Raw genomic sequence first — 21,116 nt, forward strand, 5'->3', positions numbered from 1 at the left:
CTAATTATGATTCCGTCGTGATGCCGACACGATGTCCGACATATTCATCATTCGTTAAACAATCCAGAACCAACTCGGCGACATCGTCTCTCGAGATTGGACCTGATTGTTTCGTGCCTAACACTTCTTTTGAGACAATGATATCTCCATTCGATGGTTCATTGATCAGTTGAGTCGGACAGATGACTGTGAACGCCAATCCGGAGTCTCGTAATAATTCATAAGCCCGCGCATGATCCTCCGCTGCGGTTGTCATCGAACGCTTCGATTCTTTCGTTTCAAAGCGGTAATTGTCGCTGTCATGCGCCTGTAAGATGCCGGCGGTCCCGACAGTGATGATGCGTGTTACATCAAATTGTTTCATCGCGTCAATCACGAGTGGTGTGAATGTAGACAATACGTTTTGTTTGTCCGTCCCTAACGCCGAGATGACGACGTCTGCAGATTGTACCATTTCTAGGACTGCTTCTTTGTCCGTCGCGTCTCCGATGATTTCGTTGACACCTTCCTTTGAATCCAACGAATGTCTCGTTAAAAGTTTGACGTCATGTCCTTGATTTAATAAACGTTCAAGTATCCGTTCCCCTGTACGGCCACTTCCGCCGAATAAAGCAATTGTTGACAAGTAAACCCCTCCCCATCAATATGAAAGAAATATCCAACGCCATCATAACACGGAAGCGTTCACAAAACTGCCTGAAATGGTTCGATTCTGCTTGAAAAGAATGTGGTACGTTTTAGAATTGAGGAAGAAGGCAAAAAATACATATGACAAGCGTAAGAGAGGAAGGCACCATCACATGAAATTTGGGGCTCGAACTATTAAGACCGGACTATCGGTCGCAATCGTTTTACTGATTGCCGAGGCGTTTCAGTTCCAACAGATCGTCGTCCCGGCACTCGCTGCGTCACTCGCGCTTCTCCCGTCTGTTTATCAGACCGGACTTCGCTTAATCGAAGAGATGAAAGGGAACTTGATTGGGGCATTGCTCTCCGTCGGGTCCTTGTTGCTCACTCCGAATCCGACACCAATCGCTATCGGATTCGTCATCATCATCGCCATCTCCATCCTTTTGTTTTTAAATTTAGAATCGACGACACGGACCGTCATCTTGACGACGATTCTCATCATGGAAGGGGCAAGTCAGTCGGACATGCCGGTTTGGGTGTTTGCGGGTGAGCGTTACTTACTCATCATGATGGGGATTACCGTTGCATTAATCGTAAACGCACTTTTGTTCCCACCTCGATATGAACGGAAGCTTGAAGAGCAGGTGACTGAGGTATTTCAAATGGTCGTCCGTATCGCACGATTGTTTGCGGAAACGGAAGGCGGTCGCTCATCCTTTGAATCCTTGCCTGAGACGAAGAAGTTGCATAGTGATTCAAAACAAACATATGCCTATTTTGAAGAAGAAATCAAGGCGAATCGTTGGCTCGAGAAGAAGACGCCAATCTTCCGTCGTGCCGTCCTGAAGTCCAAGATGATTGAGACGAACCGGGCCGCGCTCCATGTCATCGAGAAACTCGATCATGATTTCCATACGATTGAACAACTTCCTCCACAATTGAGCGATGAGTTGTATCGCCATATTCGGCATTTGTTGCGTCGGCATGAGCGTCTGTTTTCAGCCTATGAGCTTGAGAACGAGCACCTCATCGACCGGGATGAGGATCTCATTCATGAGAACTTTGACTTTGCGAAGTTAATGATTGAGAGGATGCGAGAAGAAGAGGAAGAACTCATCCTCATTGTCGTGCCGCTCGTAGCGACGATGACCGACTGGGTCAAGGCAATGAATGAACTCGAACGCTATCTTGTGACGGAAATGAAGAAACATGGAGATAACTTAAAAGTGGAACCACGTAAGAAGTGGTTTTTTGAAGACTAAGTAACGGGCCGAATATCGGCCCGTTACTTGTTTAGGTTCAATATGAAACCTTTTTGAGACTTGAGCGTATACAATAGAGAGAGAAACATATGAACGATAGGGGGATTCACCATGTCAGAAACAACACCGACACCAGAAGAAGGTGTCACACCACAACGAATCAGCGGAACGCTTCCGATCGAGGCACGGGCGGTCTTTCGATTATCGAGCGCGATTTTTTATATCATCGGTCTCCTCATCACTGGAGCTCTCGTAGTCGCATCATACTGGTTCGACTGGCCGACTTGGCTACAGATTGGCTTTATCGTGCTGCTTGTCATCGATGTCGTCTATAGCTTGATTGATATCATCTGGTTCCAAAAGTGGAAACAGGAACGATTCACGTATGATGTCCAGCCGCTTGAGATCCGGATTCATCATGGGATCATCACGACTCATGACGTACTCATCCCGATGACGAAGGTCCAATATGTTCATGCGGAACAAGGACCGATTCTCCGTAAATACGGGTTACAGACCATCACCATCGGAACAGCGGCCGGTTCACACGAAATCTATGCGATCGAAGAGTCATTCGCGAAAACACTCCGTGAGCAGATTGCCATCTATGCACGGATTGAAGAGGAGGAGGTCGTATGACCGAGACCGCGTTAACATGGCATCGACTCCCGAGTCGCGTTTTGGTGCTGCGTATTCTCGAAGTCATCAAGTCGTTCGCCATTCCAATCGTCCTACTCTTTGTGCTTAACAACGACTGGGAATCGACAATCGGCATCATCATCCGAGTCGGCATCCTACTCTTTCTATTACTCGACATTGTCCAGAAGTTCTTTGGGTGGTTAAACTTCCGATATGCACTGGATGAAAAGACTGTCTATGTGATCGAAGGGAACTGGTTGAAAAAAGAAAAATCGCTTCCACTCTATAAGATTCAAAGCGTTCATTCGAACAGTCCATTCCTCTATCGATTGCTTGGTGTCGTCGAATTGACGTTCGATACGAATGCCAACAGTGACGATGCATCATTCAAACTGGCTGGTGTCTTTCCGACCGAAGCCAAACGACTTGAAGAGATTCTCGAGCAAGTCCGTCATCGGAAACAGAATGCACAAACCGAAGACAATTCAGAAACGACAGATGCGACAACAGAACAAGCACAACCGTTATCAAGTCGCCTTTTATATGCCTTGTCCACGCGCGAAATCGTGTTGGCCTCTATCACGTCGCTCTCTGTGTTCGCCATCTTCCCGGTCGCTTCAACGATCATCTCCTCGATTGATGACTTCATCAATTTGGATGGGGCATTCAACCAGGTCGAAGATTATGTCGTCCATGCGTCCATCATCGTCATCGGTCTTCTCGTCATCGGGGTGTTGATGCTGTCAGTCGTGATCGGCATGGTTATCAACTTCTTAAAATATGGGAACTTCCGACTCGAGCGAAGAGGGGAGCGCATTCGCGTCGAAAAAGGATTATTGAACCGGAGTGCGAAAGAAATCCCGTATGAGAAGATTCAAGCGATTCGAATCAAAGAGACGTTCATTCGTCGCTGGTTCCACATCGTTGGAGTCGAACTTGTCGCAGCAGGGACGATGGATGAATTGAAAGATGAATCGTCGACGATTCTTCCGTTCGTTCGACGTGACCGTGCGATGCGAGTACTCCGTGAGCACTTCAAGCACTTCACATGGTCGGATGAATTACATCGACTTCCAAAAAAGGCGTTAGGAATCAAACTCCTGCGAATCAGCTGGTTCGGCTTCATCTTATCAGGACTCGTGCTCTATTTCTTCCGAGATTATGCATGGTGGCTACTTCTTTTATGGACCATTATCATCGGGGGACGTGTGCTCAGTTACGTCACGACAAAATATGTCCGTACCGATCAATTCATTCAATTGCGGACGGGTGCATTCAACGTCCGGTCGTTCTTGACGGACAAACCACGGATCGAACAGATTCAAGTGAAGCAATCGCTCTTGCAACGTCGATTCGGACTTTGTACGGTTCAGTTCTCGACTCGAGGAGGATTCTTGTCCGTCGAGACAATTGACGACATTCCGAAAGAAGAAGCGGACGCGATGCTCGTCTGGTTCTCTCGTTATAACGAAATGAATGAAAAATGCTCAGGATAAAGTTTCCTGAGCGTTTGAATTATTTGTGATTTTCGTATCAAATGATGTTTCTCTTACTGAAAACGCGGATAAAGTATGGTATGATGCAAGTAGAAAGAGACCGGTGCTGGACACACCGACCTCTGGCTTACAGGCTCCCACTTTAAGAGTGGTCCCAGCCGCCACAATGGTTAGTGAATCAGAAAGTGACCCATCTCATTGCGCCGAGGGGGTCATTTTTTTGTGCGTTCAGACGTTGCACGATCGGATGTTCGGTGAATCACCAAGTGAACGATGATCGGAGCGAGGATTGGGATCATGACATAATCTCCAACCCAGGTCCAAAGTTGTTCCATCCGCACCACCGCCTTCCTCCATTGTGGACTTGGCGGCTGACCCCACTATTGCTGCGTTAACCTGCCCCTTCATTATAACAGATTCGTTCGTAAAATGGCGTTAAAAATAAGAACAAACGTTCTTGTTTTATAAAATGAATCTTTTGATGGAATCGGTCTCATATATGGGTCCAAAGAAGGAATTGAGTCGAATCGCTCTTGCTTGTTAGATGTCTGACAGGATATAATCAATCTCGTGTGTATACACGGGTGGGTGAGGGTGCCAATAAAGGATTGATTCCTATGGCAAAACAAACAGAATGGAAAACAGAAACATACGGGGGCGTGCTGAACTTTCTGGCGACAGCATACATCCCGGCCGTGCATGCGGCAATCTTGACACAAGCCGGACTCCCGTTCGAGGGGGCGCTCGTCGGAGCGATTTTGACAAGCATCATCGGGACGTTGATTGCGGGTTTCTTCAATCTTCCGCTGCTCTTGTTACCGGGAATGGGGATTAACGCGCTCTTCACGTACACGCTCGTCTTGCAGATGGGCTTGAGCTGGCAAAGCGCGCTCGCCGTCTCGTTCGTCTCAGGTGTACTCGTCGTATTGTTGACGGTAACCAAAGTGGCGAGGAAATTGGCGAATGCCTTTCCACCAATCATTCATGACGGATTGACGGTCGGTCTCGGCCTCTTCCTCATTTTGATCGGCCTCGAGGCGGCAGGGATTGTCTCAGGTGGGGGCGGGGCATTGCTCCACATCGGTGACCTCGGTGAGCGTAACGTCCAGGTGGCCTTTTTATCACTCTTCGTCGCCATCTTGTTATTCTTGAAGATGGGACCGAGCAGCTTCCTTTGGACAATCGGTTTCGGTGTCGGTCTCAGCGCCGTGATGGGAACGCTGGAGTGGACGGGAAGTTTCTCGTTGTCACCGTTCTTCGAGTCATTCGGCACGGTGTTTGGGAACATCTCGTTCGCGGAATCTGCGTCTCCGCTCTTCTTAGTCGCAGTAGGTGTACTGACGCTCGTCTTGTTGATTGAAAATATCAGCTTGATTCAGAATCAGACACGTGCAATCGACAAAGAAAAGGATGCGCCGAAAGGTCTCGTTGCACAAGGCCTCTCGACGATGGCCGGGGCCATGTTCGGGTCAAGCCCGACCGTCTCGACGGTCGAAGTGGCTGCCGGGATATCGGTCGGTGCACGAGGCGGGATTGCTTCATTCGTCACATCTGGATTGTATGTGGTGTCGCTCTTATTGTTACCGCTCTTTGCAATCATTCCTGTGACGGCGATCGCTCCGGTGTTGATCATCATCGGGATGATGATGTTCCAGAACGTGAAGCATCTGCCGCTCGATAACTGGGAACATGCCTTCCCGGCGATTCTCGTCATCATCATGATCCCGTTCACGTATTCCATCGTCGATGGGATCGGACTCGGGTTCATCGCGTACACGATGATTGTCTTGTTCAAAAAGGGCTACCGGTCACTCAGTCCGGTCGTCGGTGTCTTGACCGTATTGTTCTTAGTTTTCTTCTCATTACCAGTCTGGTTATAGAGATACGCACGGCATCGTTCAGGAAGAACGGTGCCGTTTTTTGATTTGAAAAGACTCGTTCGTGCTATAATCGCAGTAATTTAAAGCGAACGTGGAGGGGATTGGATGCAAGTTATTCAAGAATTCGCATCGTACACAGAATGGCTCAAGTCGTTAGAAAAGCTAAATGAATCTGATTGGAATAAACAGATCGACTCGGAGAAGTGGTCCATAAAGCAAATCGTCTTACATATCGCCCATTGGGACAATCATCTATTGAATGTCATCATCCCATCGGTGAAGAACGGCGAAGGAATGATTTTCCCTGACTTTGACTCGTTTAACGCGCGGGCGACGAAAAGAGCGGAGAAGTTGACAGGTGAGGCCGTACTGAAAGAATCCCTTAACAGTCGGCGAACGCTCGTCACGATGCTCGAGTCCTTAAGTGAAGAGGCGCTGACTTATAAAACGACAGCGAATGGCGTCTCACATGATCCGCATCAAAGTGTCCCATATTCACTATATGTGATCATCGGAGAATTCATCGATCATGACCAGCATCATATAAGACAAATCGAGTCGATCCTGAAATGAGACACCGGAAAGTGCGTGGTCTGAAACGAAAGTTAATTCGTCTTCAGCGTAATATGCAAGAAAATCATCATGATTTTCCAACTGAGTTTCATAATGGTTATTGGAATACTAAGATTCCGGTCGGACAAACTTTTTTATTGGATATTCAACACAATGCCCAAATCAAACAGGCAATCATCCATATTCTGCTCGATGAAGCGAAACGACTAGTAGAGTTGCGTGTGGATGAGCGAATGCGAGTTGTCGTGCTGCTAGATTTTCCTACACTCTGGAACTCTGAATTTCTCGTGTTTGAAGATGAAAAGGAGTTACAAACGTTTGTGCGGCGTGATTCATCCCATCAAAAGTGGATCCCGATTCCACATGTCAAAACGTTTATCAACCAATGGGACATTCGTAGTGATCAGGAGATTCGCGTGTATGGATTTGTAGAATGGTTGAGCGACGAAGAAGATGAAGGTAGAGAATGGTGGATGCTCGTTCAATGAATGGGCTTTTTCTTTTGTCTAAAAATAACTGAATATTCCGTTAAGGTGCATGGTATAATCCTTTTAATCCTATTTCCAAATAAAGGATTAGATTTATGGAAGGAGCCGTCACCTCAAATGAAAACGTTCAAACTGAATATACATAAGCGAAATAACCAATGAAACAAGCTAAAACAATCTTTGCGTCAGGAATTCTTTTCTCCTTGTTACTGGTCGCGCTCATCTCCTATTCCGGTCAACTGGGATACCGTTACTACCAATCATTAGATATCTCAGGGAGCGAGATCACGAGTTGGGTCACCGACTGTCATGACAAACGAAAGTTTTTAGGGATTTTCGAAGTGACGGATGTTGATTTTTGGTGTGGGGATGCCCCATACGAAGAACCAGAAGGAAATGGTCCAGACGGAGCGATGATTGACTCAGAAGAGGGTTCAGGTGGTACACCGAAAGAGATGATCAAGGACCAGTCACCTTCTTACGGAAACCCCTCATCAGAAGAGTCGAAAAACATCTCCTACCTCCCCTATATTATTACTGCACTAATCATCTCGCTCGGATGGTGGCTCTGGAAAAAACGACGCCCCTCGAAGAAACAAAGCGAGGAGGGAGAGTTAGATATCGAGGATCACTCGCTAGTGACTTCTGACAACGCGTCGATGCAGATAAACCGAACGGTTCATCCATTACCAGCCTCGGCTATTCGACAACAGTTGATTCAATTCGAGGCAGCGTTACCTCCACATAAACGTCGCCGTCCGTATGAGACGTTGTCGACCTGGGCGAAACGAATCGAGCTCGATGCATCCCTACTTACCTATTTAGAGACACGCTATGACGAAGGCGACATCTCACCAGAACGTGAGCGAGCGTTCACCCAACAACTTGATGAATACCTACTACGCACACAAAAGGAGTCGAACTCATGACCATCCGACACGTATTGGATCAATTAGACCGCATTTACCTCGGTAAACCGGAAATCACAAAATTATGTTGCACAGCCCTTTTGGCGAACGGCCATATCTTGCTAGAGGATGTGCCTGGGACGGGGAAGACGTTACTTGCGAAAAGCATCGCCAAAAGCTTTGAGGCAGACTTCGCCCGAATTCAATTCACAGCCGACCTGTTGCCTTCTGACATCATCGGTTCAGACTTCTTCAATATGCAGACCCAGACGTTCGAGAACCGCACCGGACCGATCTTCACGAATATTTTACTCATCGATGAAGTGAACCGTGCTGTCCCGAGAACACAATCCGCCTTGCTTGAAGCGATGGAAGAACGCCAAGTCTCCATCGGCGGCGTCACCTATCAGCTACCGAGACCATTCTTCGTCATCGCGACTCAAAACCCAATCGAGTCGGCGGGAACGTTCGCCCTACCAGACGCCCAACTCGACCGCTTCCTCATGTCCCTTCAAGTCGGATATCCAGGGGCGGATGAAGAGCGGAACTTGATTCTGCAGACGATTTCAAAGACGAGACATGTGGTACACGCCTTGATGACGAATGACGCTTTCTTAGAAGCACAAGAAAATGTCGAGAGCGTGCGAATCCATGAAGATGTCGTCACTTATTTGCTCGCACTGATTCAAGAAACGAGGCAACATCCGTTAGTCGAAGTCGGGGCGAGCCCACGGGCGACACTTGCGCTCGTCAAAGCCTCACAAGCTTATGCGTACTTGAACGACCGTCAGTTCGTCACGCCTGAAGATGTTCAAGCCATTGCACCACACGTTCTCTCGCATCGATTGACCCTCACCCTTGAAGGGGACATCAAATCGACGAAGCGACAAGTGCTAGCGGACGTACTCGAGTCCGTAACTGTCCCAGTCGAAAAGGTGTAACGATGCGACAGGTCGAAATCAGTACACCGTCCATCCTTCAAGACCAACTCTGGCCGACTTATGTCATTCTCGGTCTCCTCACCATGTGGATGCCTTATGTATGGCCCATCGCTTATGTATGCGGAGCATTATTAATCGTCATGTTCATTCGGAAACGAATCATTCGAACACTTTCAAACGAAGTCTCATTTTCCATCCGGCAGAAAGAAGATCTCTTGTTCATCGACGATGAGACATCATGTATCGTCCGTATCGATGGGTATGAGCGAATCATTGCCCTTGGTGTTCCGCTATTGATTCGACTAGAGGGTAATGAACGAATGGTATTCGAGGACGGGGCACAGGCATACGACACAAGGATCGAACAGGACATACATCATGTGAGCGTCTCGGCTGTGAAGCGTGGACCTGCTTCGATTCATACGTGTGTGATGCGTGTCACGTTACCGTTTTATTTAGGTACTCTTTTTTTCACGGATGAGGAGATGGATATGCCCTCATGGATTGTGTTACCTACCATCAAGAAGTCGCCAATCACCGAATCTCGTATGATTCGGATGGGTGACCGCATCGTCAAGCACTCCCCGTTGAACGATCCGTTGATGATTCAAAGTGCAAAACGATATGAGAAGGAACCCGCCAAACAGATCGACTGGGTCGCCACTTCAAAGGTCGGTCATGTACAGGCAAAAGTGTTCGAACGACAAAATCTCGACACGTTCACGATTTCCCTTGATTTGAGCGGTCCGCTCGGGAACGGGCTCCATGCGCACTATGAAGACTTGATTCAACAGACGGCCTATTTGGTTTCTTACTTGATCAAAGAAGACTGTAAAGTGGAGCTGTTAATCAACCGACTCGACAAAAACAATCAAGTCGACCGTGTTACACTGGGAGAAGGAAGAAAACAATTACGGCTCATTCTCGTCCGACTAGCGATGATTCATGAATCGAACGCGTTTGTTGCGTCATCACGTTTCACTTCATATGTCAGTCGTCACAAACAGCCGCACGCCGAATTGATTCACATCAATCACGCGATGCTGCTGAAATCTTCAGGGTGATGAAGGGAGAAACACATGCAACGAATGACGAGCTTACTTATATGTTGTGTCGGACTGCTTGCAAGCACGACGACCGTATCAGCCGAGATGACTGAATCCTCGGCGGAACGTTTTGCAGATGCATATTTTTATGACATTGTGATGGACCATATTCAGGGAGATGACCCGGCTAATTATCATATGACGGACAGTGAGAACGTCACGTTCGGTCCGTTGTTGGAGACGTATATCCCGTCATCATCTTGTTACAAGAATGATGAGACATGTTCGTTCGTCCCGACAAAAGAATTTGTGGCGACCGTCTTTCAAGATGATGAACCGGTCAACGTGATCGGAACGTATGAACAATCAGCGGGTACATATGCGTTTTCAACGTTCGGTTCAGACAAAGAAACTCCGAAAGCGTTGATGGACGTACAAGGACATCTCGTGAAATACACAGAAAGGTCTGCATGGTTTGATTATGATGGGGACATGTTGGTGGCGTTGACATCCTACTCAAAACAGATGATTAGTGGAGATGAAATGTCAACGAAGGACTTCCAAGCTTTATTGATTGAAGAGCATGAAAATATTGAAGGGAATGTCGAAGAAGGGATGATGGATGGAGCGGGTGGCTATTCGGATGAAGCAAAATCAAATAATCCAACATCGAATACCAACCGATTGATTGGTTTTGCAGTGTTAGCAATGTTGCCATTCGGATATTGGTTCCTTAAAAGACGAAAAACAGCATGATGTCAAAAGATTTATACAATCAACATGAACCACTAGAATTAGTGATCATTCCGAGTCATGCACTGAGAGAAGGAGAAGCAAAGCGATTGATTTTTCGACATCTGAAGGATGAGGACTTTCCATTGCGCCTTGTACGTAAACGAACTGTGAAGGGTACGAGAAAACATCGCTTCTCTTTTGAACGTCAAGAAGAGCATGTGACGACCAAAACCATCAAGAATCGTGAGTCATTAGAATCGGAATTGACACTCTCTTCGAATGAAATCATCGTCCTACAAGGAGAGAAAGATTGGATTCTGAGTTATTATGAGGACGGTTTGACGCTTCAAGGAAAGCAAGTGAGTCGTGTCGAAACAAAGGGAATAGCCCATATCGAGGATTTTTTTGAATATGTGACGACAGGTGCGTTTCCGATTGAGGTGTCATTTGGTTTAGATGGAACGCTCGGTCCTCGTGAGAACGTATATCGCTTCACGTTGCATGACGCAGATTGGAAGACATTGATTGAAGACGAACTGTTGCCTCAGCTTCAAATTCCGAAAGCGAAGAATGTATGGCAGTCCCTTTTCTTTCCGACAAACAATCAGACAATCGAATGGTTCACTGGTGAATTTCATCCAAACATCTTAGGAAACTTCGTTTTCGCCCACGATGCCCATGATACGTATTATTTCTTGGATCACGTGAACGGAGACATCAAAGTGTTTTGAATGACCCAACTAAAGAAGAAGTGAGTTTGCGTCAATCGATTGAGTCCATCAAACTCAAAACCCGAGTCAAAAAGTACGCCAGTTATGAGAAAGTAGGGATGGAACATGAACTATTTAGAACATCTAGAAAAACATTGTGGCACATTCGTCAGCGGGTATGATATCCCTTACTTGCTAGAAGATGATGTCCAAATCATCGAACTTGAAGAAGAGTCCTCTAAAATCACGAGTATTTCGACATTAGGACTGCATTGGCATGCACTTCAATTCGAAAATGGTTCGACAGCTCACCAGGAGTTGCTGTTCCGCTTCAATCAACAGCATGCCAAAGAGGAGTTTGTTGAATTGATGTGGCAGCTGACCGATTATGCGTTGGGAACGCACCAGGCGTTCGAGTTGGGCGAACTCTACGAACTGCCAGAGGAAGTGCTTGAACAATATTCATTTTCTTCGGTCTATGTGACCGCTCCTTTTTACTCAGATGAGTCGTTCATCACATATGAGAACGAGGAGCAGAGCGTCCTAGTCGTCTGGTTTGTACCGATTTACCCTTCAGAAGAGCTGTTCATCGAAGAACACGGAACCGAACGGTTTGACGAACTCCTATATGAGACTGATCGCGAGTTATTCGACTTGAACCGAAAAGAACTTGTCTAACGAACATCCCCTCATGCGCGCATGAGGGGATTCTTTACATATAGGGGCCGTTCGCTTGGACGACGAACTGCGAGTGCTCGTAATGATACGTGATGCGTGAGTAGTCGAACGGTTTTCCATTCGAAAGATGGAAGATCGTCTCAATGCGGAGCGTCGGATCATCCTCTTCCAAACCGAGAAGTACCGCTTCACTTTCCGTCAATCGCCCGACCTGTAGATACATGTCAGAAAAACCAATTGTGACACCGAGCGCCGATTGCACGTAATCAAAAATCGAGTCGGCCACAATCTCTCGATTCAAGTAAGGGACGATGGCTTTTACGTAATACGATTCTTCATGACAAAGTACTTCCCCGTCCACATATCTTACCCGTTCGACACGATACACATCGTCAGTTACGTCAATCCCGAGATTTTCGGCCACCAACGCATCTGGTTTCATAACAGACACGTCGAGTACATCAGAGGTCAAGATTCGATCTCCAAGGTTACTCTTGAATCCTTGGGTGGAAAAGAGACTCATATAACCGGGACGATTATGGCGTCTGACGAAAATGCCGCTACCACGGAGTTGAAAGATGATGCCTTTTCGTTCGAGCAACTCGAGCGCTTTCGTGATCGTACTCTTACTCACGGCATATTGACTCATCATCTGCTCAAGGACAGGTAGCTTATCACCTTGTTTTAAATTCTGTTTATGAATGTATTGTTCTATTTCATTTGCGATTTGTTGGTATTTTAACATGGTCATTCCTCACTTTTTCGTCACTTCTTGTATTATATCATGAAAAAAACAAGATTGTTTCATTGTATCAACCTTGTTAAATTGTACCGGTACAATTATACTTGACGTGTATGATTCATCAGAAGGAGGAATAGAGGATGAAGACGTTACCGAAAGATTTTCTATGGGGAGGCGCACTCGCCGCCCATCAATTCGAGGGTGGTTGGGACGCTGACGGAAAAGGACCGAGCGTCGTCGACATCTTGACAGCAGGCGCACACGGTGTCGCGCGTCGGATCACCGACAAGGTTGAGCCGAACGAATTCTACCCAAACCATGAAGCGATTGATTTCTATCATCGTTATAAAGAAGATGTTGCGCTCTTCGCCGAGATGGGGTTGAAGTGCCTACGCACCTCAATCGGATGGAGTCGCATCTTCCCAAATGGTGATGATTCAGAGCCGAACGAGGCGGGTCTTCAATTTTATGACGATTTGTTCGATGAGTTACTCAAACATGACATCGAACCGATCATCACACTTTCTCATTTCGAGATGCCGCTTCATCTTGCCCGTGAATACGGTGGCTTCCGAAATCGTGAGGTAGTCGACCATTTCGTCCGCTTCGCGGAGGTCTGCTTCGACCGTTACAAAGACAAGGTCAAGTATTGGATGACGTTCAACGAAATCAACAACAAGATGGACGTCAACAACCCGCTCTTCTTATGGACGAATTCAGGTGTCCTTCTAGAAGAAGGGGAGAACGCGCGTGAAGTCATGTATCAGACGGGACACCATGAACTAATTGCGAGTGCCCTCGCCGTCGCCAAAGGGAAAGAAATCAATCCGGATTTTGAAATTGGGGCCATGGTCTCTCACGTTCCAATCTATCCGTATTCATCGAACCCGGACGACGTCATGTTGGCCGAAGAGATGATGCGTCAACGTTATTTCTTCCCGGACGTGCAAGTACGTGGGTTTTATCCAAGTTATGCGTTGAACGAGTTCGAGCGCGAAGGGTACAACATCCCAATCCTTGAAGGGGACGAAAAGATTTTACAGAACGGAAAGGTCGATTATCTCGGTTTCAGCTACTATATGTCGACAACCGTGAAGAGTGATGTCGTCGCGGACAACAGTGGTGATATCGTCAACGGTGGTCTGCCGAACGGCGTTGAGAACCCGTACATCCAGTCGAGTGACTGGGGCTGGGCCATCGATCCGGTCGGTCTCCGTTATGTGCTCAATCGTCTGTATGACCGCTATCAGATTCCGCTCTTCATCGTGGAAAACGGATTCGGTGCTGTCGATGAGATTGTCGACGGGAAGATTCATGACGCGGCCCGAATCGATTATTTGAAGGCACATATCGAACAATTGAAGCACGCCGTCCTCTATGACGGAGTCGACTTGATCGGCTACACGCCTTGGGGCATCATCGACATCGTCTCGTTCACGACGGGAGAGATGAAGAAACGGTACGGGATGATTTACGTCGACCGCGACAATGAAGGGAACGGCTCGATGGAGCGGATGAAGAAAGACTCGTTCGACTGGTATAAGCGGGTCATCGCGACGAACGGGGAAAAATTAAACAGCGAAATTTGAGAATTCCAGCATACATTTGTATAATGGCGTTATGAAACCATTACACCATCCGTCTATTGACACCATACCGTATACGAAAGTCCTTCACGCACTCAGTGAACCGAACCGATTGCGCATCATCCGATGCCTCAGAGAATCCGGTGAAAATAATTGTTCCACTTATTCACTTGAATTGATGCTAAATAAATCAACGGTGTCCCATCATATCAAAATCTTAAGGGAAGCCGGACTGATCAAAGGACGCATCGAAGGAAAAGAGCATTACTACTCGCTCCGAAAAGATGAGATTGAACAGAAGTTTCCTGGATTATTGAGTTCCGTGTTCGCCGTGAAAGATGAAGACTTATAAGCATGCGCTCGAGGCGCATGCTTTTTTGTTGATCAAAATGCTTGCGAAGTATAACTCACGGTGATACGATACTTTTAGTTTGATGGTTATCGAACTATAAAACAATTTCCGAAGGAGTTTTGAAAGATGAAAAACGTATTAGTAATCAACGGACACGAGTATTATGACTTTGCAAAGGGTGAATTGAACAAAACGATGTTCGACGAGATCGTTCGAACACTCGACGGAGCTTATGAAGTGAAAACGACGGTCATCGATGCCGGTTATGATATCAAAGAAGAGCAAGAAAAATATAAATGGGCGGACATCGTCATCTACCAAACACCAATCTACTGGTTCTCACTCCCAGCGAAGTTCAAAAAATACATGGATGAAGTGTACGAATATGGTGTCTTCTTCGCCGGTTCTGCTGAAGGGTACGGAAAAGGTGGATTGATGAAAGGGAAGAAATACATGTTCTCGACAACGTGGAATGCCCCTGTCACAGAATATAACAATGCTGAAGGTTTCTTCGCTGGTAAAGACTTTGAAGATTCAATCGCCCACCTGCACTATGCACAGCAGTTCATTGGAATGGAACCATTAAAGAGTTTTGGAGCGCATGACGTGATTGCGAACCCGGACATCAACCTTTATAAGCGTGAACTCCAAGCTCATTTGGAAGACGTGTTCGAAATCACAGTAAATCAGTCGTAAAAGGAGAGAGGTCACATGCTTCGGGAAGAATTAGCAACGGTACGGGACCGATTCTTAGATCGTGCGCCCACCCACGTCAAACAAAGTGTTGCGGAAGCGACAGCATCATTGATTGAATCAGGAGTTGGTCAAGGGTTACAAGTAGGAGAAAAAGCCCCTGACTTTACGCTCGTCAACGCTACGGGTGAAAAAGTCACCTTGTCCGAATTATTACAAGATGGAAAAGTGATCTTGAACTTTTATCGAGGGGGATGGTGCCCCTACTGTAATCTCGAATTGAAGGCGTATGAACGCATCCTACCGAAAATCAAAGAGAAAGGGGCACAACTCGTTGCCATCAGCCCTCAAATGCCAGATGAGTCCTTATCGACGTCCGAAAAGAACAATCTGACATTTGAAGTGCTCAGTGACCCCGATCAACATGTAGCAGAATCATATCGTCTACTCTTCGAGTTTCCAGCTCACTTGATTCAAACATATGAAACGGACTTTGGACTTCAACTCGCCGATTATAATGGAGATTCGAATCCGTGGCGCCTTCCTGTACCTGCGACTTATGTCATCGACCAGGATGGTGTAATTCAATTTGCCGAGGCGGACCCTGACTATATGGTTCGACCGGATCCGGAGCGCGTGCTCGCCTCTTTATAAGAAGAAAAGCCAAGGAATTCTCAGAAATAAGGGATTGCTTGGCTTTTTTCGATATAATGAAGAAAAATACAATATTGGAGGGGAAAATGATGCAAGTGAAGCAACATGGGCCAGTGACGGCAGTTTGCGCCAAAGTGAAGAACGGTCCATTCGAGATGTCGATGTATGTGTATTATCTCGATGGGATGATCATCGATACCGGGACCCGTACGATGCTCCCCGCTCTCCAACCCTTTTATGAATCGGTCCCAATCGACCTCGTTAGCATCACACACCCACATGAAGACCACATCGGAACGGCCGCATGGCTCGAACAAACGTATCGCGTGCCAATCTACATACATGAGTCTGCCAGAGATATGTGCATAACGGGGCTAGATATCCCAGCTTATCGGGCACGCTTCTCCGGTGACCCGGAACCGTTCCGACCGATCGCCTATCACGACAATCAGATCACATCAGAACATCATACCTATCAGGTGATCCATACACCCGGTCATGAACCGAATCACGTCGTCTTATATGACGAGGAGAACGGTCGACTGTTTTCAGGTGATTTGTTCGTTCATCCGTATCCAAAAGTCATGATTCCAGAGGAGTCGGTCCCTGAACAGATCCGTTCGCTCAAGCGTGTCCTGTCCCTCGATTTTGAGGAAGTGTACTGCCAGCATGCAGGGCGTCTCGAGCAGGGAAGGGAGCAACTGACCAAAAAGCTCGATTATCTAGAACGATTGACCGATGACGTGTTAACGAAAACCGCTGCGGGCTATACGATTGACGATATCAACGCTCACCTTTTCCCTGACCCGTCGCCGCTCGTCCAAATCTCCAAGCGGGATTATGACTCCAGACATATGATTTCAAGTATCCTCCGAGAAGTCTACGAACAACTTCGTTGACAGAAGGCGAATCACCTAGTATTCTGTATGTAGGATTAAACGTTTAAACTTTTAAACGGAGTGATGAATATGAAACAACCAGATACAACACCAGAGGCATCGCTATCTTTATTTGAAGATGCAATCCCATTGTTCCAAGTGTTAGCCGACGTCAATCGTCAACGCATCATCGTTGAGATCGCCAGACATGAGCGCTTGAACGTCAATCAGATTGATGAAAAGATCGAGTTGTCTAGACCGGCCATCTCGCATCACCTCAAACTGTTGCGACAAGCAGGGATCGTCTCATCCGAGAAAATCGGGACAGAGAACTTTTACTTCTTGACCCTCGAGGACGCGGTCGGACTGCTCAAAGCACTGACACGTGCGATCGAAGATGAATGTATCTTATGACCTTTCTTTTTGGAAACAAAGAGAAAGGCTTCTTTTTCACTAATCAGTTTAAAAGTTTAAACATATAAACATTAAGAGGAGAATGAAAATGAATCAAACCATTGTCATCACAGGAGCGTCAAGCGGGATTGGTCGAGCGACCGTCGAATTGTTCAGCAAACGAGGCTGGCATGTCGCCGCGACGATGCGAAGTCCTGAAGACCATCAAGAACTGTCTAACCTAAAAGGGGTCTCGCTCTATCAGCTAGATGTTACGAACGAATCGAGCATTCTTGACGCCTTCGAGCAAATCATCTCGAATCACGGCACAATCGATGTGTTATTGAATAATGCCGGGTACGGAGCGGTCGGGATTTTTGAAGAAGCCTCTTCTGAACAGATTCAGCGTCAGTTTGATACGAACGTCTTCGGGGTCATGAACGTGATCCGAGCATCTCTTCCGTATTTCCGCAAACAGCGGAGCGGACGGATTGTGACCGTGTCTTCGGTCGGTGGTCAAATCACATTCCCAATCTATAGTCTGTATCATAGTTCAAAATGGGCGATCGAAGGGTTCATCGAATCGCTTCAGTTTGAACTGGCACCGTTTAATATCGACATGAAATTGATTGAACCAGGACCAATCAAGACAGACTTTTATGGTCGTTCCCAGGAACTCGTCCGTGACCAACCGCTCGACGTATATGATAACTATACGGAAGTCGCGCTCCATAACACGAATGCCGCTGGTGCGAACGCTGAAGGCCCGGAGGTCGTCGCCGAGACGATTTGGCGTGCAGCGACCGACCGGAAGAAGCGTCTCCGCTATCCATCGGGTAAACAGGCAGGACTGTTGATTGCGCTGAAGCGTTATCTGCCGAACCAAGTGTTCTTCTCTATCGTGCGACGTGTCGTAGAGAAAAATTAACATCAAGTATTTCTTTTGAACTTCATCAGTGTCGGAAAGAATTTTTTATCCACTCATTCAACGATAAATATCACACAAATTTACCCGATATAATGTAAGAGGAGGGATTTGATGAAAAAAGTCTCACTGGCATTATCGACGTTCATTCTTATGATTGGATTGACGGCAACACCGACAGACTCGGTCGATGCTGCGGCGAAACGCTTCAAAAACTGTACGGAGATGAACAAAGTGTATAAAGGGGGCGTGGCCAAATCGAAGACGATTAAAAACAAAGGTGGAAAGACGCGTTATAAACCTTATGTCAGTAAAGCCATATATGACGCGAATCAATCAAAAGACCATGACAAAGACGGGATCGCATGTGAACGGTGATCATAAATCATGCATCGAATCAGCCGCCATACGAGGGCGGCTTTTTGTATGGATATAGACAACGATTCGACCACATGATATTATCATAAATAATAACATTATCAAATATGATAACATTGAGGTGGAATCAATGAATCAAGATGTCTTAAAAAGTTTATTGAACCCGATTCGCATGAAAATCTTTCAACACGTTCTGATGAATGAAGGAGTCACGACCGGAGACTTAGCAAAAGCACTTCCCGATGTTCCTCAAGCGAGCCTCTATCGCCATATCAACAAAATGGTACAAGACGAGATTTTATCTGTCATGAGCGAAAATAAAGTTCGCGGGGTGTATGAGAAAGTGTATGCGATTCAAAACAATCCGTTGACCAGTATCAACAAAATTGTCGAGGAGGAAGACCGAGAACAACTGTATATGGTCTGTTACACGTTTGCGATGTCACTGCTCATGGATTTCGGCAACTATCTAAAGCGCGACTCAATCGACCTCCCAGAAGACAAAGTCGGATTCCGGAGCATCCCGCTCTACCTGTCTGATACCGAAAGTGACCGATTCTTAAAAGGTCTTTATGACTTATTAGAAGATGTGTTGGACCATGAGCCATCCGAAGAACGCACGTTACGAAAGTTCTCGTATGCGTTCATGCCGGTCGAAGAAAAGGAGGAGATGAATGATGTATAAGCAAGAACAGGTATTCATTCAAGGAGAATCAACCATCGCGGCTACAATGACGACTCCACATGGTGGCCAGTCGCCATTTCCAGCCATCATCCTTATCGGGGGGACCGGTGGATTGGACCGCGACGGGAATGGGGCAGGCTTCAAGTCGAATCTGTATAAAGATCTGGCAGAATGGCTGACGACACAAGGTTTCGTCACGTTACGTTTTGACAAACGTGGCATCGGCAAGAGTGGGGGAGATCGGAATACCGTCGGTCTGTCTGGGCTCGTTGATGACGTGGCAACGATGATCCGTTATCTGAAATCGCTTGACCATGTCTTACAAGACATCTTGTTGCTCGGTCATAGTGAAGGATGTATTGTCGCGACGCTTGCGGCTGAACGCGAGTCGGTTTCCGGCCTGATTCTATTGTCTGGTGCCGGTGTGGCCTTGAAGACGAGCATGCAGGAACAGGCGCACTTCTTACTCGATGAAGTAAAGCGTACGAAAGGAATCAAAGGAAAACTACTTCGACTTAGCTTGAACGAGAAGTCGGTCATCGGAAAGCAACAAAAACTGTTCGAACGTGTCACCGCGACGGACCAGGATACGATGCGGATTCAACTAATGAAATTCCCTGCCAAATGGTTACGGGAGCACCTTGCGTATACGGATGAGTCGCTCCGGGATCGCTTGGTTCAGTTGAACGTACCGACACTTGCACTGACCGGAGATCGAGATGTTCAAACGGACGTCCATCATCTTGACGAGCTCGATGCTCTTCACGCGGAACATATCGAGGTACAAAAGATTAGAAACATGGACCATATGTTGAAACATTTCGACGGGGAGATGAGCATTCTGGACGTGAAAAAACAATATCGTGCACAACTTAAGGAGCCGCTTCATCCCGAGCTACAACACCAGCTCCACGAATGGCTCATACGCCACAACTGGATATCATGATGAAGAAGAAGGCAGCGGAGAATTATCCGTTGCCTTCTTCTGTACGTAAGAACCGCTCGACGTGTTCCATCGAGAAATGACGACTCCACTGGACGAAGTGCCCGCCTGGGACGGCAATCAATTGCACAGAGGGATGAATCTCTCGTTCCGCTCGTTTGACATGCCGGAGCGTCCGTTTCGCCTCATTCAAATCAATACCTGTGAAGTCCGCATAATAGAGTTGCGTCGGCACTTTGATTCGTCGTAACAACTTCTTAAAGTCCAGTCCGTCGTATCCGAACAATAAATGTAGGCCACCGGTCGACAGACGAGCGGGCTGCTCGAAAGCTGTTCGAATCATCGATGTTGATTCTACCCCAATCCGTCGACAGAACAATTGGAACCGTTCCTCGGAAAATACGGAATCACTCTTGTTCATGCGAGCTTCAATCGAGTTCAAGAGGCGCTTCGGGGAACTGTGATAGAGCAGTCGCAACAAGGGGAAAGCGAATCCGAATATGCCATATTCACGAAAAGGAATCATGGCATTCGGTTTATGACCTTGATCGAGGAGAATCAACCGTCTGACCCGGTCTGGGTAATGGACCGCGTAAGCAAGCACGATAGCACCCCCCATCGAATGTCCGATCAACCGAATGGACTCCAATTGTCGTGAAGTTCGGTATGCTTCGACCCAATCTGCGAGTACTTTGGAGGTCGCATATGTATGTAGTCCTTCACTCTCACCAAAACCAGGTAAGTCTAACAGATGGATTTCAAATTGTTTATGTAACGCTTTGACAAACTGTTGTCCTTGAGACCCGGTGAATCCGCCACCAGGAAGGAATAGGACAGGGTCACCTTGACCGTGGATGGTTGCCTTAAATTGTCTCACTTCATCTCTCCTCTATATAGAATG

Annotated in this window: 26 protein-coding genes; 22 read left to right on the forward strand and 4 right to left on the reverse strand. The window is 46.9% G+C overall.

The features are described from left to right. Positions 1-4: 4 nt before the first annotated feature. Complete coding sequence (locus LCM29_RS04170) at positions 5-625, reverse strand: NAD(P)-dependent oxidoreductase (protein WP_224861080.1); 621 nt, start codon at positions 623-625, stop codon at positions 5-7. 175 nt (positions 626-800) lie between these two features. On the opposite strand from LCM29_RS04170, the gene LCM29_RS04175 reads away from it, so the two are divergent. The 3 genes from LCM29_RS04175 to LCM29_RS04185 all read left to right on the forward strand — a co-directional run bounded on the left by LCM29_RS04175 (position 801) and on the right by LCM29_RS04185 (position 4,027). Next, complete coding sequence (locus tag LCM29_RS04175) at positions 801-1,892, forward strand: FUSC family protein (RefSeq protein WP_214692333.1); 1,092 nt, start codon at positions 801-803, stop codon at positions 1,890-1,892. A gap of 111 nt (positions 1,893-2,003) precedes the next feature. Beyond that, complete coding sequence (locus LCM29_RS04180) at positions 2,004-2,531, forward strand: PH domain-containing protein (RefSeq protein WP_224861082.1); 528 nt, start codon at positions 2,004-2,006, stop codon at positions 2,529-2,531. Further along, positions 2,528-4,027 carry a PH domain-containing protein gene (locus LCM29_RS04185; RefSeq protein ID WP_224861084.1) on the forward strand — a complete coding sequence of 500 codons (1,500 nt, stop codon included), beginning with the start codon at positions 2,528-2,530 and terminating at the stop codon, positions 4,025-4,027. Before LCM29_RS04180 ends, LCM29_RS04185 begins: the two co-directional genes overlap by 4 nt. A 212-nt stretch (positions 4,028-4,239) precedes the next feature. On the opposite strand, the gene LCM29_RS15180 is transcribed toward LCM29_RS04185, so the two are convergent. Then, positions 4,240-4,362, reverse strand: a complete 123-nt coding sequence (locus LCM29_RS15180; RefSeq protein ID WP_255349577.1) for a hypothetical protein — start codon at positions 4,360-4,362, stop codon at positions 4,240-4,242. 282 nt (positions 4,363-4,644) lie between these two features. On the opposite strand from LCM29_RS15180, the gene LCM29_RS04190 reads away from it, so the two are divergent. The 9 genes from LCM29_RS04190 (at position 4,645) to LCM29_RS04230 (ending at position 11,986) form a co-directional block, all read left to right on the forward strand. Next, positions 4,645-5,907: an NCS2 family permease gene (locus tag LCM29_RS04190; RefSeq protein WP_224861087.1), complete on the forward strand. Its 1,263-nt coding sequence runs from the start codon at positions 4,645-4,647 to the stop codon at positions 5,905-5,907. Positions 5,908-6,012: 105 nt separating this feature from the next. Beyond that, a complete protein-coding gene (locus LCM29_RS04195) occupies positions 6,013-6,480 on the forward strand; it encodes a DinB family protein (RefSeq protein WP_224861089.1) in 468 nt (155 codons plus the stop codon). 11 nt (positions 6,481-6,491) lie between these two features. Further along, positions 6,492-6,968: a DUF3916 domain-containing protein gene (locus tag LCM29_RS04200; RefSeq protein WP_224861091.1), complete on the forward strand. Its 477-nt coding sequence runs from the start codon at positions 6,492-6,494 to the stop codon at positions 6,966-6,968. A gap of 158 nt (positions 6,969-7,126) precedes the next feature. Further along, positions 7,127-7,897: a hypothetical protein gene (locus LCM29_RS04205; RefSeq protein WP_224861093.1), complete on the forward strand. Its 771-nt coding sequence runs from the start codon at positions 7,127-7,129 to the stop codon at positions 7,895-7,897. Beyond that, positions 7,894-8,817 (forward strand): AAA family ATPase, encoded by a 924-nt coding sequence (locus tag LCM29_RS04210; protein WP_224861095.1) that lies wholly within the window; start codon positions 7,894-7,896, stop codon positions 8,815-8,817. Before LCM29_RS04205 ends, LCM29_RS04210 begins: the two co-directional genes overlap by 4 nt. Before the next feature lie 2 nt (positions 8,818-8,819). Then, positions 8,820-9,881: a DUF58 domain-containing protein gene (locus tag LCM29_RS04215; protein ID WP_224861097.1), complete on the forward strand. Its 1,062-nt coding sequence runs from the start codon at positions 8,820-8,822 to the stop codon at positions 9,879-9,881. A 15-nt stretch (positions 9,882-9,896) separates the two neighbouring features. Then, on the forward strand, positions 9,897-10,619 hold the full coding sequence (locus LCM29_RS04220; RefSeq protein WP_224861099.1) for a hypothetical protein: 723 nt from the start codon (positions 9,897-9,899) through the stop codon (positions 10,617-10,619). Further along, positions 10,616-11,329, forward strand: coding sequence for a hypothetical protein (locus LCM29_RS04225; RefSeq protein ID WP_224861101.1), 714 nt, complete (start codon positions 10,616-10,618; stop codon positions 11,327-11,329). The genes LCM29_RS04220 and LCM29_RS04225 overlap by 4 nt, the downstream gene beginning before the upstream one ends. Positions 11,330-11,434: 105 nt before the next feature. Next, a complete protein-coding gene (locus LCM29_RS04230; protein ID WP_214874381.1) occupies positions 11,435-11,986 on the forward strand; it encodes a suppressor of fused domain protein in 552 nt (183 codons plus the stop codon). A gap of 34 nt (positions 11,987-12,020) precedes the next feature. Here LCM29_RS04230 and LCM29_RS04235 read toward each other — a convergent pair whose 3' ends face one another. Further along, entirely contained in the window at positions 12,021-12,731 is a 711-nt protein-coding gene (locus tag LCM29_RS04235; protein WP_224861103.1) for a GntR family transcriptional regulator, read from the reverse strand. A gap of 137 nt (positions 12,732-12,868) precedes the next feature. Between LCM29_RS04235 and bglA the strand changes: the two genes are divergently transcribed. From bglA to LCM29_RS04285, 10 genes are all read left to right on the forward strand, one after another. Next, positions 12,869-14,317, forward strand: a complete 1,449-nt coding sequence (bglA, locus tag LCM29_RS04240; RefSeq protein WP_224861105.1) for a 6-phospho-beta-glucosidase BglA — start codon at positions 12,869-12,871, stop codon at positions 14,315-14,317. A gap of 31 nt (positions 14,318-14,348) precedes the next feature. Next, positions 14,349-14,666 carry an ArsR/SmtB family transcription factor gene (locus LCM29_RS04245; protein ID WP_214749121.1) on the forward strand — a complete coding sequence of 106 codons (318 nt, stop codon included), beginning with the start codon at positions 14,349-14,351 and terminating at the stop codon, positions 14,664-14,666. A 126-nt stretch (positions 14,667-14,792) separates the two neighbouring features. After that, entirely contained in the window at positions 14,793-15,362 is a 570-nt protein-coding gene (locus LCM29_RS04250; RefSeq protein WP_224861106.1) for an NAD(P)H-dependent oxidoreductase, read from the forward strand. A gap of 15 nt (positions 15,363-15,377) precedes the next feature. Then, positions 15,378-16,013 carry a peroxiredoxin-like family protein gene (locus LCM29_RS04255; RefSeq protein WP_224861108.1) on the forward strand — a complete coding sequence of 212 codons (636 nt, stop codon included), beginning with the start codon at positions 15,378-15,380 and terminating at the stop codon, positions 16,011-16,013. Between the two features lie 89 nt (positions 16,014-16,102). Continuing rightward, the gene (locus tag LCM29_RS04260) at positions 16,103-16,912 is read left to right on the forward strand and encodes an MBL fold metallo-hydrolase (protein ID WP_224861110.1); all 810 of its coding nucleotides are present in this window, start codon (positions 16,103-16,105) and stop codon (positions 16,910-16,912) included. Positions 16,913-16,981: 69 nt separating this feature from the next. Continuing rightward, the gene (locus LCM29_RS04265) at positions 16,982-17,305 is read left to right on the forward strand and encodes an ArsR/SmtB family transcription factor (RefSeq protein WP_214692369.1); all 324 of its coding nucleotides are present in this window, start codon (positions 16,982-16,984) and stop codon (positions 17,303-17,305) included. 88 nt (positions 17,306-17,393) lie between these two features. Beyond that, positions 17,394-18,212, forward strand: coding sequence for an SDR family oxidoreductase (locus LCM29_RS04270; RefSeq protein ID WP_224861113.1), 819 nt, complete (start codon positions 17,394-17,396; stop codon positions 18,210-18,212). 150 nt (positions 18,213-18,362) lie between these two features. After that, positions 18,363-18,587, forward strand: coding sequence for an excalibur calcium-binding domain-containing protein (locus LCM29_RS04275; protein WP_412093983.1), 225 nt, complete (start codon positions 18,363-18,365; stop codon positions 18,585-18,587). Positions 18,588-18,717: 130 nt separating this feature from the next. After that, positions 18,718-19,272: a helix-turn-helix domain-containing protein gene (locus LCM29_RS04280; protein WP_214874387.1), complete on the forward strand. Its 555-nt coding sequence runs from the start codon at positions 18,718-18,720 to the stop codon at positions 19,270-19,272. After that, positions 19,262-20,218, forward strand: a complete 957-nt coding sequence (locus tag LCM29_RS04285; RefSeq protein WP_224861117.1) for an alpha/beta hydrolase — start codon at positions 19,262-19,264, stop codon at positions 20,216-20,218. Before LCM29_RS04280 ends, LCM29_RS04285 begins: the two co-directional genes overlap by 11 nt. Positions 20,219-20,240: 22 nt before the next feature. On the opposite strand, the gene LCM29_RS04290 is transcribed toward LCM29_RS04285, so the two are convergent. Beyond that, positions 20,241-21,092, reverse strand: coding sequence for an alpha/beta fold hydrolase (locus LCM29_RS04290; protein ID WP_224861119.1), 852 nt, complete (start codon positions 21,090-21,092; stop codon positions 20,241-20,243). Positions 21,093-21,116 lie beyond the last annotated feature (24 nt).

The sequence above is a fragment of the Exiguobacterium aestuarii genome (assembly GCF_020171655.1).
GTDB lineage: Bacteria > Bacillota > Bacilli > Exiguobacteriales > Exiguobacteriaceae > Exiguobacterium > Exiguobacterium aestuarii_A.